The organism is Micromonospora sp. NPDC049529 (assembly GCF_055586685.1).
The window spans coordinates 83017-98081 of the sequence record NZ_JBVJHT010000025.1; the positions used below are offsets into that span (position 1 = coordinate 83017).

Genomic DNA, 15065 nt, shown 5'->3' on the forward strand with positions numbered 1-15065 from the left:
GACGCGGGTCCGCACATCGACCTGGACCGGGAGTCGGGGCGGTGCCCCCCGGGGATCGGGCGCCCGGCCGATCCGACCGGCGCCGAGGTGCCCGTTCAACGGGGTGCGACCGTGATCTGCCGTCCGGCCAGGTCGGGTGGGAGCACCACCTGCAGCAGCTCGTTGCCCTGAACGTCGATTTCGGTCGCGATGAGATTTCCGTCACGGCTGGCGACGTACATGAGCCGGTCGGTGCCGGTCCAGAATGCGTCGGCACTCGGCAGCTTACCGCGTACCGCCCCGGTGCTGGCGTCGACGAGCTGCGCCTCCTGCTGCCCCTGGATCACCACGGAATCCCGGCCCGGCGACCACGAGTACGGTCCGACCACGTCGCCCCTGATCGGCAGGAACCGGGTCGGCTGGCCGGTGTCGACCGAGAAGAGCTGGAGCCCGCGCCGTGGGTGCCGGGCATCCTCCGAGCGCTCCCCCACCGGGTCGGTCTGCTGGAGCGCGACCTCCTTGCCGTCCGGCAGCCAGGTGAACTGGCAGTAGTCGGTGCAGAGGTATTTCGTCCCGTCGGTCGAGAACTCGCGGACCTGCCGGTTCGCGGCGGTCACGATGACGGCGCCGAGGCCGCCCGCCGACTGCTGGTCCATGACCGTCAGCAGCAGTCTGCCGCCGTCCGGCGACCACTGCGGATCGAGGATGTGGGTGCCGGTACGGACCCAGTTGATCACACCGGTCGGCACGTTCAGCAGCCCGGTCTCACCCCGCCGGTCATAGTCGTAGACGGCGGCGAAGTTGCCGCTCGGCGCCGCCCACAGCTCGTCGTAGGTGCTGTAGGAGGCGTACGCGTTCCGGGCGCGGTCGAGCACGTAGGCGGGCTGGCGCGGGGACCCGGTGGTGGTCGCGCCGGCTATCACCCAGCCATCGGTGAGCCCGACCGGACGATTCCACCAGGCACTGCCCGCCTCCTGAGTGGGCGGTCGCGACGGCGTTACGGCAAGCTCGGTCGGATCATCGGACCGCCGGTCGATGAGGTGCGGACCGGTGGGTTGCGGATTCGGTCCGGGGCGCAGCCAGACGAAGGGTGCCGCGATCACCGCGAACGCGACCATCCCGGCGGCGACGGCGCCGACGCGGCGGCGGCGTTGCCGTACCCGGTGGACCCGGGCTATCGCGAGCGGTGCCAGGTCGGTCACGGCGCGGGCTTCGCCGGCCAGACCGCGTACGGCCCGACGCAGGGCCTGGTCAGTCGCGTGGCTCATCGCACCGTCTCCCAACGGGTCCTAGGGTTGGTGCGTTTGGTCCGCCCGTGCCGTTGTCTGTCGTCGTCCCGCTGCGTCGTGTCGCTCCGGTTGACCAGGGTGTCGAAGGCGGGCACCAGGGCCCGCAACTTGCCCAGTGCGCGGGAGGACTGGCTCGCCACCGTGCCGACCCGGCAGCCGAGCAGCGCGGCGGTCTGTTCGACGCTGAGGTCTTCGAGGTAACGCAGCACCAGGACCGCCCGCTGCCGGGGCGGCAGCATCCGCAGCGCGTCCCGCAGCATCATCTGCAACACGGTGTCGTCGGCGGTGTCGCGGTCGGCTGCGGGTTCCGGGGTCGCGGTGAGCGGCACCTCCGGTCGCCGTTTGCGGCGCCGCCAGCCGGAAATCTGTTCGTTGTAGAGGATCCGCCGGACGTACGGCTCGGCATCGCCCCGGATCTTCGGCCAGCGGGCGTACGCCTTGGCCAGCGCGTCCTGGAGCAGATCCTCGGCGGCGTACTGGTCACCGGCGAGGGCGTACGCGACCCGCAGCAGAGCTTCACCACGTGCGCTGACGAATGCGGTGAACTCGCGCTCGGAACCCTGGTCCACAGCCCACCTCCGCCATTACGACGCCGGCGCTCCGGGAAAGTTTGCTCATCCCCGAACAACGGGTCGACATCAGATGACGTACGCGGCGATGGTGCGCGCACAGTCCAGGGACTCGGTGTGGCCGGTGTCCACCTCCACGTCGTAGACGACCCCTTGGTGCACGGTCTCGGCCTGCGACGCCGCCATTCCGATCACCCGGTCGCCTCTGGCGATCTCGCGGGCCGCCGCGATGTCCGGGGCGCAACGCACCCGACCCAGAGCACCCTGAGGCCCGCCAGGTGTCTACGAGCGCGCTCCTGCGAGGCACCTCCACCGAGGAACACGTCATCGACGATGACGGGCGCCCCGGCCCTCGCCATCGCGGCGATGCCGCTCATCCAGGCATTCTGCAATTCGCCGAAGCCCTCGCCCAGGATGACCTCGCCCTGCTGCCCGAATCTCACCATCGACGGTGGCAGCCGGTCGATCAGATCGTCGACACCGAGGTCGATCCAGGGATTCGGCAGCAGGTGCTTGAGGCACCGGACGATCCCGGACTTGCCCGAGCTGGAACCACCGTTGAGCACGATGACCTGCGTCGTCACGTGGTCGCGCCACCTTCCGGCAGGGGGTCAGCTCATCATGGCGAGCAGTTTGGTGACCGTGTTCCAGTTGCGGGCGGTCGCCGCGCAGCCGAGCCGCTTCTCGAAGAACGCGTACGTCAGTTTCGCCGACTGCTGCCCGGCCGGGTACCAGACGTAGAGCTCCCGCTCGCCGACCCCGCACTCCTCCGGCGCGTACGCGCTGAAGTCGATGGCGGCGATCTTCGCCGGATCGGGGCGCTCGGTGAGGAAGCAGACCAGCAGCTTCGACGGTTCGTCGGTCCGACCCTTCAGCGGGTTGTCGGCGACGATCCGGGCCAGGTCGGCCCGGTCCCGGACCACACAGGCGATGTCGAGCCCGAGTTCCTTCCTGATCGCTCGTTCGATCTCGGTGGTCAGTGCGGCCGGATCGGTCCCGTCGGTACGGAACACCGCGTTGCCGCTCTGCAACAGCGTCGCGACATCGGTGTGGCCGAGCCCGCTCAGCAGGGCCCGCAGGTCCGCCATCGCGATCCGGTTGTTGCGGCCGACGTTGATGCCGCGCAGCAGAACCGCGTACGAGTTCACCCGCACCACCCCCGTCGACGCCCGCCGATCCTGCCCCGAACCGTACCGAACCGGGCCGACACCGGCTCGGGTAGGACGCCGGACCCGGCCGTGGGGGACCTCCCGGAGATCCCCCTGACCTCCTCCGCCAACCCTTCAGCCAACCGATCCAGCCATGCTCGACTGGCGAAACGTCCATCGATGGGAGCTGTCGCCCTATGCGAAGAGCGATCCGTTTCACGGTCGGAGTCTCGGCCGCCCTCGTCCTCCTGATCGGCGCCTCCGGCGCACCCGCCGGGGCGGTGGCCGGCGGGACCGCGAACGCCGACTCGACCACCAACGGTTACCGGCCACCGGCGCTCGACTGGCAGCCGTGCCCGGAGCAGCCGGACGACACCGGCCTGCGCTGCGCCACCCTCGCCGTACCGGTCGACTGGTCCCGGCCACGCGGCGCGACCTTCCCGTTGGCACTCGCCAAACGAGCCGCCACCGGCCCGGCGACCCGGATCGGCCCACTACTGATCAACGCCGGTGGGCCGGGCGGCTCCGGCGTCGACTCGGTGATCGGGCGCCCCGAGCGGTTCGGCAGCCCGGAGATCCGGGAACGGTTCGACCTGATCGGCTTCGACCCCCGTGGTGTCGCCCGCAGCAACCCGATCCGCTGTTCCCTCGCGCTCCTTGAGGAGCAGCCCTTCCCCGTCCCGGCCGACGAGTCGGAGTTCCGCGCGCTGGTCGCGTACAACCACCGGTTGTACGACAACTGCAAGGCGAACACCGGCCCGCTCTTCGACCACGTCGACTCGGTCAGCGTGGCGCACGACATGGACGCGATCCGGGCCGCGCTCGGCGTACGGCAGGTCAGCTCCTTCGGCACCTCGTACGGCACCCTCATGGGGCAGATGTACGCCGAGCGTTACCCCGACCGGGTGCGGGCGCTGGTGATGGACAGCACCATGGACCACAGCCTCGACACCGGCGCGTTCGTCCGTACCGAGTCGGTCGGGGCGGAGCACTCGTTCGAGCAGTTCGCGGCCTGGTGCGAGCGGACCGCGGGTTGCGCGCTGCACGGGCGGGACGTTGCCGACGTCCTGGCCGGGCTGATGCGCCGCGCCGAGGCGGGCACCCTGGTCGACCCGGTGGACGGCAGCACGCTGACCTGGCTCGATCTGAGCGGTCGGGTGCTCAACGCGTTCTACGGCCCGGACTGGGTCGGACTGGCCAACCGGCTCGCCACGATGGCCGGGAACGGGGTCGCCCCGGCGACGACGACGCAACCGGCGAAGATCACCACCCACGAACTGGTCGAGTACCCGATGCCGGTGTTCTGCCAGGACTGGGCGTTGCCGGTCGACGGCCTGTCCGGGTTCCGCCGGTACGTCGACCTGGCCCGCCGGGCCGCGCCGACCATGCGGGGCTCGGCTCCGGCGCTGAGCGCTCTCGGCATCTGCCTCGGCTGGAAGGGCGAGGTGAACAACCCGCAGCACCGGCTCCGGGTCCGCACCGACCTGCCCGTGCTGGTCGTCAACTCGCTCCACGACCCGATCACCCCGTACGAGTGGGCGTCGAACGTCGCGGACCAGCTCGGGCGCAACGGTCGGCTGGTCAGTTTCGATGGTCCGGGGCACGGAATCTACCCGGGCACACCGTGCGTCACCGCCTTCGTCGACCGGTACCTGGTCGACCGCCGGCTTCCACCGTCCGGCGCGACCTGCGCGGCTCCCCTGGCACCGACCGGCTCGTCCGGCGAGCGCCGGGAGACCGTACGGGGTCCGCTGGGCCCGGTCGGACCCGGTTGGGCGGCCGTCACGCCGTGACGATCATCGGGTGCGGGCGGCGCATTTCCGGCTGCCCGCACCGGAGGGTCCGGTAACTGCCCCCTCGCCTGGTCGAAGATCGCGTAGGCTCCCTCCGCTCGAAAGCACGAGCTGGCCGTACACCGTGCCCTGGGTCTGGCGACCGCGCCCGGCGAACCGGCCACCGCTGCCGGGGTCAATCCGTCGATGATGCCGCACCGCGCCCGCGACCAGCGGCAATATCAGATTCGTCAGCGCCGTCCGTGGCGTTGACGATCTCGTGGAGGAACAGCGCTCATGTATCAGTCGGCCTCGTACGCCGCGGCGCAACGCCGGTCACGGCGGCTGAAGCTGCTGCTGCCCGCCGCGCTGGCACTGGTGCTCGTCGCGATCGGGCTGCTCGTCAGTCAGCCGCTCTGGCACGATCCGCCGCGCCCGACCGCCGACCAGACGGTGCCCGCCTCCACCCGGATCCCCGGCACCCCGCCGCAGCTGCCCTGGCCGTCGACCGGGCAGGCCGCCGTCGCCGTCGAGGGTGTCGGCGACCTGGGCAGCCACGGCGCCCAGACACCGGTGGCGATCGGCAGCGTGGCGAAGGTGATGACCGCGTACGTGGTGCTGACCGACCATCCGCTCGGCGTCGGCGAGTCCGGGCCGAGCCTGACGGTCAGCGCGGCACAGGCGGCGGCGTACCCGGCGGAGAAGGCGCGCGGCGAGTCGCTGATCCGGGTCACCGCCGGGGCGAAGTTCACCCAGCGGCAGGCGTTGCAGGCGGTGATGCTGCCGTCGGCGAACAACATGGCCCGGATCCTCGCTGCCTGGGACGCGGGCAGCGTGGCCGCGTTCGTCGACAAGATGAACGCGATGGCGACCGGGCTCGGCATGACCAACACCCGCTACACCGACCCGGCCGGGCTCGCCCCGGACACCGTGAGCACCGCCGTCGACCAGGTGATTCTCACCCGCAAGGCGATGGCCCTGCCGGCGTTCGCGGAGATCGTCGCCCAGCCGAAGGCGACCGTGCCGGTCGAGGGGACGATCACCAACTACAACGACCTGCTCGGTCGGGACGGGGTGGTCGGAGTCAAGACCGGCTCCACCGACGAGGCCGGCGGCTGTTTCACCTTCGCCGCCGTCGCGAGGGTCGGCACCGCCAGCGTGCTCGTCGTCGGTGCGGTGCTCGGGCAACCGGGCGCGCACACCCCGGAACAGTTGCGGGCGGTGTTCCGGGCGACCACGCCGCTGGTCCGTTCGGCCGCCGCCGCGCTGGGCGTACACACGGTGGTCGCGGCCGGACAGGAGGTGGCGGCCGTACGCGGCCCGCTCGACACCCCCGGTACGACACTGCGGGCGGCGCAGAACGTGGACGTGATCGGCTGGCCGGGGCTGGAGGTCCGGCTCGGCACCGAGATCCCGCCCGTGCCGAGGCAGCTCGCGGCCGGTGTGGAACACGGTCGGGTGACCGCGACCGTCGGCGACCAGCCACCGATGGGCAGCCCGCTGCACACCACCGACCAGCTCGAACCGCCGGGCGTCTGGCAGCGCCTGACCCGCCGCTGAGCTGCCGCCGACCCGCCCGGTCAGGCCCGGCCGTCCCCGCTGCGGCTCCCGCTTCGGCTTCCGGTCAGGCTTCGGTGGTCAGGTTTCAGTCCGGCTTCCGGTCAGGCTTCGGTGGTCAGGTCGCGCTGGAAGAGCACCGTGTCGATCCAGCGGCCGTGTTTGAAGCCGACCGACCCGAGCCGGCCGACCTCGGTGAAGCCGTGCCGGCGGTGCAGGGCGGCGGAGGCGTCACTGCCGGTGTCGGCGATCACCGCGACAACCTGCCGTACGCCGGCCGCCACGCACCCGTCCAGCACCGCACCGAGCAGCAGTGACCCGAGCCCTGCCCCGGTCCGGTCCGGCGCGAGGTAGATCGTGTTCTCGGCCGAGTGCCGGTACGCCGGTTTGGGCCGCCACTGTGCGGCGTACCCGAATCCGGCCACCGCGCCACCGACCTGGACGACCAGGAACGGCAGCCCGGCCGCCCGCAGTGTCGCCGCCTTGCGCCGCCAGTCGGCCACCGTCGGCGGGACCTCGTCGAAGGTCGCCACGCTCTCGGTCACGTAGTGGGCGTAGATCCGCGCCACCTCGTCAAGATCCTCCGGCTCGACCGGCCGGACCGTCCTCGTCGTCTCCATGGTCATGGTCGCGGCGGCCGCTCAGAGGTCGGACGGGTCGGTGTTCGCCCCGCAGAGCAGCACCGCGACCCGCTCGCCCGGCGCAGGCTCGTAGGCACCGGAGGCGAGTGCGGCGTACGCGGCGGCGGCACCGTGTTCGACCACGATCCGCCACCGGTCCCAGAGCTGCCGCCGGGCGTCGACCAGCTGCTCGTCGGAGACCAACACGCTCCGTACGCCGGTCCGAACCGCCACCGCGTACGCGATGTCACCGACCCGGCGGGCGCCGAGCGAGTCGGCCGCGATCCCCGACACCGGCACGTCCACCGGCCCGCCCCGCTCCAGCGCATCGTGCAGGGTCGGAATGCTGAGCGGCTCCACCGCGACGACCCGGGCCACCCCCTCGACGGCGGCCGCGACACCGGCCATCAGCCCGCCACCGCCCACCGCGACGAGGACGGTGTCCACCTCCCCGTCGAGCTGGTCGATCAACTCGCTGCCGGCGGTGCCCGCACCGGCGACGATCTCCGGCTGGTCGTACGCGTGGCAGTAGACCGCCCCGGTCTCGGCGACCGTCTTCTGCGCCGCCTCGTACGCCTCGGCGTACTCGTTGCCGTGCTGGACCACGGTCGCGCCGTACGCCCGCAGTTTCGCCACCTTCACCGCCGGGGCGGTCAGCGGCACGAACACCGTGGCCGGCACCCCGAGCGCCCGAGCCGCGTACGCGTTGGCGAGCCCGGCGTTGCCGCCGGAGGCGACCACGATGCCCACCGCCGGGTCGAGTTCACCGGACTCGCCCGCGGCCAGCACCCGGTTGATCGCGCCTCGGGCCTTGAACGTGCCGGTGTGCTGCATGAACTCGCACTTGAACCAGCCCGGCCCGGCCCAGGTCCCCGGATCGACCTCGATCAGCGGCGTACGCCGCACCCGCCCGGCGATCCGGGACGCCGCCGCGTCGACCTCGACTCGGGTGATCACGACTGGCCGCCTCCTCGTTCCCTGCCGAAACCGAACCCCGATGCTAGCCACCGGGTCGGGAAGGTGACTCGATATCGACGTACGTGGCGTGGGTAACAGCGGCGGCAGCGTCGAGAAGCCGTCAGAAGTGCCGGCCGAGTCGCCACGCGGGTCCGGAAATGCCCTGGTACGAGGCCCCGGTACGGGCGCAGAACCCCAATTGCGAGGCTCTTTCACGTCGTGCTGATATCCCCTCGCCACGGCCTGTCCACCCAGGACGGTGGATCTCCGAGCGACCGCCGATCGGCGGTTCGCTCCGCGTACGAGGAAGGGATATTCCGTCATGCGACACGAGAGCCCGGTCAGGGTGGCCTGCCCCCGGTCCTGGCGACCAGTCTGGCGGCGACGCTGCTCGCGCCGACCGCCGCGCGGGCCGTCCCGCCCAGCTGCGACGACCCGAACCCGCCGCCGACCTGCTTCGAGGACCCGGACCCGGTCAACCGCGACCCGGAGGGCAGCATCCTCGGCGCCCGACGGGTTCCCGGCGGGGTCTTCGTCAGCGGGATGGCCAGCGACCCCGACGGCCCGAACGTCACCGTCACGCGGGACGCATCGCCGTCCCGCCGGCCTCCTACAGTCCCACCGTCACCTGTCACGCCACGAGAGCGGAGACAGGTTGATCGCCGCCTCGGCAATTCGCTGTCCGGTCTCCGTCTTCAGGCTCTTACGAGCCGAGTCGATCCAGCCGTCAACCCGACGTATGCCAAGATCCCTGTACTCAACGGCCTGTAGCAGCATCTCCAGTTTGTCAGCATCCTTGGCGCAAACCGCTTCAAGACTGTCTCCAGACTCGTACTCGTTCACAGCGTCACGGATCGTTTCACGACTTCGCTCGGGAATGCGTTCGGTCTGATCGGCAGTGATCTGGCGAGGTTCAGGCTTGGTCAGATATGCAGTGGCGGTATGCGGTAGGTCGCCGGTCCGGGTTTCCTGAGTGTCATGCCACAGGGCGAGAAACGATGCTCGGACGGGATCGGCTCCCTCTTCGGCAGCGATGAGCGCGGCCAACTGAGCGGTCCTCATGGTGTGCTCGGCAACCGACTCCGGATCACGTACGCCAGCGTGCCACCAGCCGGAGCGTCGGACGCGCTTCAACAGCCCGAGCTCGTACCCGAACGCGGCGAGAGCTTCGGCGTCACTCAAAATGTGTCCTCTCTTCTAGCGGTCAGCGATACGCACCGCGTACTGGAGTCCTGCGAGCTGGTCACGCTCGGCACGGCTCAGGCCATCGGTCGAGGCGAGCTCAGCGAGCACATCGACAAGCGACGCACGGACGGCGGGGCGCCCATTGAGAAGCGACGGTCGCGAGGTGAAAAGGGCGTGAAGCGTGCACAGATTCAGCGGCAAGTGAGGCGAGTCGGGTTGGAGGCGGACCATAAGATGGTGTAGTAGTCGGTCACCAGTCCAAGACCGCGTATCCGCATTCAACATGAACGCATCACTGGTTTGCTCGTCGCTCAGCTCACCGATCCAGTAAGCCCAGTAATTGAGGTTTGCTATCTCCCCCGGCCCGTCTGTCATGTGATCGACAAAGTCATAAAGGTATGTACTGTCGCCCGCGACGGCCAGCGCAACTGAGGCAGAACGCGCCTTCAAAAGACCGGTGATGTCTTCCCGTTTGACCTTCCGGCGGCCAGCGCGGTTCCACTCCGCACGGAGCCAGTCGGCCACTGCCGGCCTGCCGTCGAACCCCAGAAGATACACAGCCTGTCGGCGTAAAAGCGCCTCGTCGGCCTTCCGGGCGCGCTCCGCCACGACAAGCAAATGATCGAGGAAGCGCGTACGCTCCTCATCGTCCAATCTGGGCTGCACCCGAGTGGGGCCACGTCGAGGCACGTGAGACCTGAACTCGTGGAGATGTTGCGGCATCTTTCCGACGATGGGCCATGTGATCAGGTTCGTGATCGTCCAGCGGTGGACGCTGGCGGCCAGCGGATGACTGTCCGGGTCGACCCAGGCCGCGCCCGCCGCGATGCCGGTCGAGAGCACCTGGTCGGCTTCGATCGCCTCGCGCAGATGGCGCCCCGTGGATGCCGGCGCACCGAGGCGAGATAATCGGCCACACAAACGAAGGAAGTCGCCTGCGTTGATCGCGGAAAGCGGCCGACGGCCAGACTCCCAACCTTGAACGGTTGACACATCGACGCCTAGGGCCTCGGCAAGCTTCTCTTGCGTCAACGCGGCAGATTGCCGGGCGAGCTTCAGCACGAACCCTGACACGAGGCCGATTGCACGCGAACTCTGACTCCCGGTCAGGGTTATTGGTCCAGGTGCCACGGACTTCCTCCGCTTTCCCCTCTGCCCGCCGACGCACCCGCACTGGCGGTCAGTTCCGCGGGCCGTCAGACGATCGTAGCCTCATCTGGTCGAGCGATGGGAACACGTATGGGCAGGGAATAGACAGAAGACAGCCTTGCAACATCGCTTGATGCCGACTCTGGTCGGCGCCCGCCGTATGAACGAGCCGGGTTGGTCCGAGTAGGCGAGTGACCTCGAAGCTCGAAGGCGGGCGCGAGCGGCTGTGGAGTGCGCGCCCCTGGGACGGATGAATGGCGTAACGATACGCGAAGGGTGGTAGATCCGTGCAGAAGCCGAACAACCTGCTGCGGCACGTGCGGCTACGGCAGTTGTCGCCGTCGAGGCCGGGCCAGGCATTGTCCCGGCAAGAGTTGGCCGAGGCGGTGAACGCCTGGCTGCACGAGCACACCGACCGGGAGTCGTGCCTGGACGCTGCCCATGTCGGCAAGCTCGAACGCGGAGTGGTCCGCTGGCCGCAGGAGGACACCCGTCGGGCATTGCGGGAGGTGCTGTGCGTCGCCAGTGATGCGGATCTTGGATTCTACGCCGTTCGGGAACCGCACGATGTGACCCGTGACGAAGTCGAACCGGCTTCGCAGTTCGCCAGCCAGCTGAAGGAGCTGCGGGTGCGGCGCGGGCTGTCGCTGCGCCGGTTGGGGAGGCTGGCGCACTACTCGCACAGCTACCTGTGGGACCTCGAAACCGGTGGAAGGCAGCCAACGCCGGAGGTGGCGTCGGCACTGGATCGGGCATTGGGCGCGGCCGGTGGGTTGTTCGCGCTCGTTGCTGACCCCGCCACGCCGGCCGAGGCAGAAAACGTCGTGCCAAATGACGGCGTGCCGGTGCCGGACAGGCCGGTGTCCGCCGCGCTGCCTAACGTCATCGCGACGGTGACGCTGACGGTTACGTCCTCGCCGAATGGGGCGGTCCGGCTAGTGATCGACGCCAGGCCGGCCCACGATGGCGAGCCGGACACGGTGGCCGAGCCGGCGGGCGATGGTGCACGGTTGTATACGTTGGCTCGGGCGCGATCCGCCCAAGCCGCACGGGTGGGCTCGGCATGAACGCGACCGCTATGGCCGCACCGCCTTGCGGGCGTCAACCGTGGAGATGAATGTTCGCCGTATCCGGCGTCGCCACACACGGCCCTCGAAAAGCCGGCGAACCGGAACCGGTCGCCGGCTTTTTCATGGTGGAGCTGAGGGGACTCGAACCCCTGACCCCCTCTTACCGACCGTCACGGCACCAGGCTTGTCATCGCTGGTCACATCTTGCCGTTGAGCTGCATAAACCCCGCTCTGTGTTGATCGCTACTTGTCACTGGTCGTCGACTCTGCAGAGGGGTTTACGGGGGGTAAACGGGGGCAACAGGGCACGTCGGCCGGCGCCGTCAGCGAGCAGATGGTGGCACCCCGGGGCCAACCGATGGCCTGCCGCCCGGTACCTGGCAGTTACGACCGAGCGGTGCCGAGTGCAGCTCTTGCCTATGGTGTCAACTGAAGTGCAGCCGTACGAAGATGGCGCATCCTCACTCAAGCCACGCCGGCGGCCCTGTTACGGATTTGCTCCTCCAGCGGGACGGCAGGGTCGGCGGCCAGGGCTTCGTGTAGACGGCCACGCAGCCACTGCCCTACGGCACCAACCAGGGACATAGCAGCATCGTGCTGCTCATATCGGGCATCGACGAGGTGCTCGACTCGTCCGTCCGGGTGAAGGCGCCGAATGGCGCCACCGAGAAAGATCACGTTGTCCAGTCGCGGGTCATCATCGAAGTGGGTAAGGGCGTTGCGGATGGCTTTGACCTGCGGCACTACGGTTAGGAACACGGCGCGAGCCTGACTGATCTCGGCAGGCTTCTTGAACAGCCGGTCGATCTCCTCGGTGAGAGAGACGAGGCGTCCCAGCTCCATGGCATAGTAGTCAAGATCGATCTCGGGGTCGGTGTGGACCCTGAGCTCGTGGTCCGTCCCGGCGTACCGCATGGGGACGCTCTTGTTATACGAAAGTATTCGAGACTGCTGGAGCCTCAGGCCGTGCTCAATCCGGCCGAGGCCGGAAAGCAAGCGGCCGACGATGGTTGTGTCACGGTAACTGGAGGTCACGCTACTTAGGGTATGCGTGCGGGCAACTCAGTTCCGCAGCCGACGACCTACGCAGCCGACACCACGACCCGGCCTGAAGGCCGCCGGCGGAACGCGTCGAGCCAGCGGCGCAGCCCTTGCTACCCATTCGGGAAGCACCAGGGGCACGTCGTAGATCGACAGGCGTGTGCGGGTGAGTACGGATGAACCGCACCCACTTCGTAACTTGATGCCGGGTTCGCGGGAAGTTCGCGGACAGGCACCACCGCAAGTCAGCTACCAATGCCATGCGCGGACAGCGCCCGTCACCTGGACGGCACGGCCGACGACTGCGGCAAGGGTGGCGTCGCGATCCCGCACACGCTACAACTACTGCCGGACGGCTTCGAGCAGGATGCGTTGAAGGTCGTCTCGACGGCGATCGAGGCGCAGTTGGCGCGCTCGTCTACCTGACCGGCAAGACCACTCGAACGTGGGATCAGTCCAGTCGGCGCCCAGCGGCGATGCCGGCGAGGTCGTCGGCGGAAGGCCCGGGTTCCGGTGCCAGGTCCTTCGGGTAAGACGCGGTGGTGAGCGAGGTGAAGCGCCGTCGCCTGAGGACCTGGGGGCACCTGATGACCGGCGCGTCACATCGCCGCGAACGTCGTCGAATCCGCCAACTTGGGCACACCAGCCGAACATGGCTCTCCGGGACGCTGCGCGCTATCTGAACCGCGCGCTCCGATGCCATCCACGCTCCCTCACGTGGCTGTTACGTCGTAGCCGCGAGTGTCGTTGCGGCTGCACGTCAGCGCTGGGCTACGGTGATTCGCCGGCTGAGGTGTGAGGGGCTTTCATGATCCACTGGACGTCAGCTACGCGCGACCCGGCGCGGTTCGAGCGCGCGATGAAGATGCTCATCAAGAAGGTCGACCCTCAAGCGCAAGGCGTCGACGGCACGGGGGCGACGGTGGCCGCGACAGCTACGTCCCCACACGCTACGTCTCCGGGGACGGCGTGCGGATTTACGAGGTGAAGTCCTTCACGGGCCGGATGACCGGATCGCGGCGGTCGCAGACCAAAAAAAGTCGCTAGCCAAGGCCGTCAAGAAGCACTCGCCATCCGAGTGGATCCTCATCGTCCCACTTGAGTTCTCACCAGCGGAGATCGTCTGGTGGGAGAGCCTGGAAGCCCAGTACCCGGGCGTCAAACTGACCCGGTGGTGCATCGACTGGCTCGACGATCAGTTCAACCAGGACGAGGGTCTTCGCCGCTTCCTCGAAGGCGAGGAGTACCAAATCAGCCAGCGTCTCGCCGAGCTCAATATGGAGCAGGCTGGGATGATCAACGGCGTACCTGACTTGTTCCGTCGACAGCGAACCCTTCACGCACGGGCCGCAGAGATGGCGCCTCGGCGGTGGGATTGGAGCATCTCGGCTGGTGAGAACTACGAAAGGGTCGAGGTCAGGCCCCGACCCGGCAACGACGCAACCTTCAGCGTGCGCGGCACGTTCGCGTTCCCAGTCGGCGACGCCGCAGCCGCCGCCGTTCAGCAAAGCTGGCTGGACGCGGTTGCCTTCGGCGGCTCGGTAACCGTCGAAGAGCGCTTCGTCGAAGAAGTAACGATGGTGCTCCCGGATAACCTGCGGGACCTATTCCCTCCTGACTCCGGGCCTGGGACGGTCCAGTTCAGCTCGCCGCAGGCCGAGCTGGCGACCCCAGTGCTGCTCGACTTGGTTGCTGAGGACAGCGACGGCAACCAGGTGTGTCGCCTTCCGATCAGCTTCACCACTCGCCTCGCCGGCTCCACGGGCGCGACGATCGTCGGCACCGACGTGTCCCGTACGGTGAGAGCTCATCTGCAAATGAGCTATCAAATGCCGCCGGCCCAGAAGGTAGATGACGGCTGGCAGGCTCTGGTCGGACAGTTGAAACTTGGCTGGGCGAGTCCGGCCGGACACCTGCCGTCAACGCTGCGCCCGATGGCCGCGCTGGTCAAGGCATGCGTCGGCGACGGGGCGTCGCTGCATGTCTGGTCCGGCAGGAAGCGGCTGGTTCACCTGCCGGCTCCGATGATGGCCGACTTGGCCGATGCCGCCGACCTCGTCCTGCTACCCGGTGTCATCCACGATCAGCACACCTTGCGGGTCGCCGAGGTGGTCGATCACGTAGTCCCGCACGTCGTCGCGGACCGCCTCAACGTCCCAATCCGCCTACCGCAGCAACCGCTGCATCCCGTCCGGAGACACGTCCCCGGCCTGCTCCGCGAGGGTCCACCCGTTCTTCCGATCCAGGCTCGTCACCAACCCACACAGGTACTGACGGGCCCGCCGACGCGGCTCCGCCCGAAGAAACCGGCCACCGATCCGACCATGAAGATGGTCCAACTCCGCGTGCCACCGATCAACATCGACATCCGTCACGCGATACCCAACGAACGTGCACAGGACTCGACTCGGTCAGTGCCGTTGCAGTACTAAGAACTCCTAACTCTTTGAGTATTGGAGTCTGCGCTAGCAGATGATCGCGCAGGCGAGGGTGAGGAAGGCTTCGTGGATGTCGTCGCGGATTTCCCAGCGGGTCCGTAGGCGTCGGAACCAGTGCAGCAGGGCGATGGTCTGCTCGACGACCCAGCGTCGGGTGCCGAGTCCTGAGCCGTGGCCGGCGCCGGGCACACCCTACGAGCCCTCGCCACGGCCACCGGCATCCACTACACCTCGTCATTCAGCACGCTGCCAAAACCGAATGTCGGGAACGGTTCGTGTTTACGGACCCAT

At 68.5% G+C, this 15065-nt stretch carries 14 protein-coding genes and 3 pseudogenes; 4 read left to right on the forward strand and 13 right to left on the reverse strand.

What is annotated here, in order from left to right; genetic code table 11:
- Positions 1 to 95: 95 nt before the first annotated feature.
- From ACZ6QQ_RS32405 to ACZ6QQ_RS32420, 4 genes and pseudogenes are all read right to left on the reverse strand, one after another.
- Complete coding sequence (locus ACZ6QQ_RS32405) at positions 96 to 1247, reverse strand: hypothetical protein (protein ID WP_465881464.1); 1152 nt, start codon at positions 1245 to 1247, stop codon at positions 96 to 98.
- Positions 1244 to 1837, reverse strand: a complete 594-nt coding sequence (locus tag ACZ6QQ_RS32410) for a SigE family RNA polymerase sigma factor (protein ID WP_465881465.1) — start codon at positions 1835 to 1837, stop codon at positions 1244 to 1246. The genes ACZ6QQ_RS32405 and ACZ6QQ_RS32410 overlap by 4 nt, the downstream gene beginning before the upstream one ends.
- Before the next feature lie 69 nt (positions 1838 to 1906).
- Positions 1907 to 2421, reverse strand: a pseudogene (locus ACZ6QQ_RS32415) (chloramphenicol phosphotransferase CPT family protein).
- Between the two features lie 27 nt (positions 2422 to 2448).
- Positions 2449 to 2985, reverse strand: a complete 537-nt coding sequence (locus ACZ6QQ_RS32420) for a DUF1697 domain-containing protein (protein ID WP_465881466.1) — start codon at positions 2983 to 2985, stop codon at positions 2449 to 2451.
- Positions 2986 to 3182: 197 nt separating this feature from the next.
- Here ACZ6QQ_RS32420 and ACZ6QQ_RS32425 point away from each other — a divergent pair, with 197 nt between their 5' ends.
- Positions 3183 to 4778, forward strand: a complete 1596-nt coding sequence (locus ACZ6QQ_RS32425) for an alpha/beta hydrolase (RefSeq protein ID WP_465881467.1) — start codon at positions 3183 to 3185, stop codon at positions 4776 to 4778.
- A 276-nt stretch (positions 4779 to 5054) separates the two neighbouring features.
- Entirely contained in the window at positions 5055 to 6317 is a 1263-nt protein-coding gene (locus ACZ6QQ_RS32430; protein ID WP_465881468.1) for a D-alanyl-D-alanine carboxypeptidase family protein, read from the forward strand.
- Positions 6318 to 6418: 101 nt separating this feature from the next.
- Here ACZ6QQ_RS32430 and ACZ6QQ_RS32435 read toward each other — a convergent pair whose 3' ends face one another.
- The 5 genes from ACZ6QQ_RS32435 to ACZ6QQ_RS32455 form a co-directional block, all read right to left on the reverse strand.
- Positions 6419 to 6934: a GNAT family N-acetyltransferase gene (locus ACZ6QQ_RS32435; protein ID WP_465881469.1), complete on the reverse strand. Its 516-nt coding sequence runs from the start codon at positions 6932 to 6934 to the stop codon at positions 6419 to 6421.
- Positions 6935 to 6955: 21 nt separating this feature from the next.
- Positions 6956 to 7891, reverse strand: coding sequence for a threonine/serine dehydratase (locus ACZ6QQ_RS32440; RefSeq protein ID WP_465881471.1), 936 nt, complete (start codon positions 7889 to 7891; stop codon positions 6956 to 6958).
- Positions 7892 to 8232: 341 nt separating this feature from the next.
- Positions 8233 to 8472: a hypothetical protein gene (locus ACZ6QQ_RS32445; RefSeq protein WP_465881473.1), complete on the reverse strand. Its 240-nt coding sequence runs from the start codon at positions 8470 to 8472 to the stop codon at positions 8233 to 8235.
- 43 nt (positions 8473 to 8515) lie between these two features.
- Positions 8516 to 9073, reverse strand: coding sequence for an HD domain-containing protein (locus tag ACZ6QQ_RS32450; protein WP_465881475.1), 558 nt, complete (start codon positions 9071 to 9073; stop codon positions 8516 to 8518).
- A 15-nt stretch (positions 9074 to 9088) separates the two neighbouring features.
- Positions 9089 to 10150: a helix-turn-helix domain-containing protein gene (locus ACZ6QQ_RS32455; RefSeq protein ID WP_465881476.1), complete on the reverse strand. Its 1062-nt coding sequence runs from the start codon at positions 10148 to 10150 to the stop codon at positions 9089 to 9091.
- A 362-nt stretch (positions 10151 to 10512) separates the two neighbouring features.
- Here ACZ6QQ_RS32455 and ACZ6QQ_RS32460 point away from each other — a divergent pair, with 362 nt between their 5' ends.
- Complete coding sequence (locus tag ACZ6QQ_RS32460; RefSeq protein WP_465881477.1) at positions 10513 to 11292, forward strand: helix-turn-helix domain-containing protein; 780 nt, start codon at positions 10513 to 10515, stop codon at positions 11290 to 11292.
- A gap of 468 nt (positions 11293 to 11760) precedes the next feature.
- Here the strand turns inward: ACZ6QQ_RS32460 and ACZ6QQ_RS32465 are convergent, their stop codons facing one another.
- Complete coding sequence (locus tag ACZ6QQ_RS32465; protein WP_465881478.1) at positions 11761 to 12330, reverse strand: hypothetical protein; 570 nt, start codon at positions 12328 to 12330, stop codon at positions 11761 to 11763.
- A 261-nt stretch (positions 12331 to 12591) separates the two neighbouring features.
- Between ACZ6QQ_RS32465 and ACZ6QQ_RS32470 the strand changes: the two genes are divergently transcribed.
- Entirely contained in the window at positions 12592 to 12762 is a 171-nt protein-coding gene (locus ACZ6QQ_RS32470; protein ID WP_465881480.1) for a hypothetical protein, read from the forward strand.
- A 680-nt stretch (positions 12763 to 13442) separates the two neighbouring features.
- Here the strand turns inward: ACZ6QQ_RS32470 and ACZ6QQ_RS32475 are convergent.
- The 3 genes and pseudogenes from ACZ6QQ_RS32475 to ACZ6QQ_RS32485 all read right to left on the reverse strand — a co-directional run.
- The gene (locus ACZ6QQ_RS32475; RefSeq protein ID WP_465881481.1) at positions 13443 to 13676 is read right to left on the reverse strand and encodes a hypothetical protein; all 234 of its coding nucleotides are present in this window, start codon (positions 13674 to 13676) and stop codon (positions 13443 to 13445) included.
- Between the two features lie 726 nt (positions 13677 to 14402).
- Positions 14403 to 14711 (reverse strand): annotated as a pseudogene (locus tag ACZ6QQ_RS32480) (transposase); the annotation flags it as partial.
- Positions 14712 to 14801: 90 nt separating this feature from the next.
- Positions 14802 to 14948: pseudogene (locus ACZ6QQ_RS32485) on the reverse strand (transposase); the annotation flags it as partial.
- Positions 14949 to 15065: the final 117 nt, after the last annotated feature.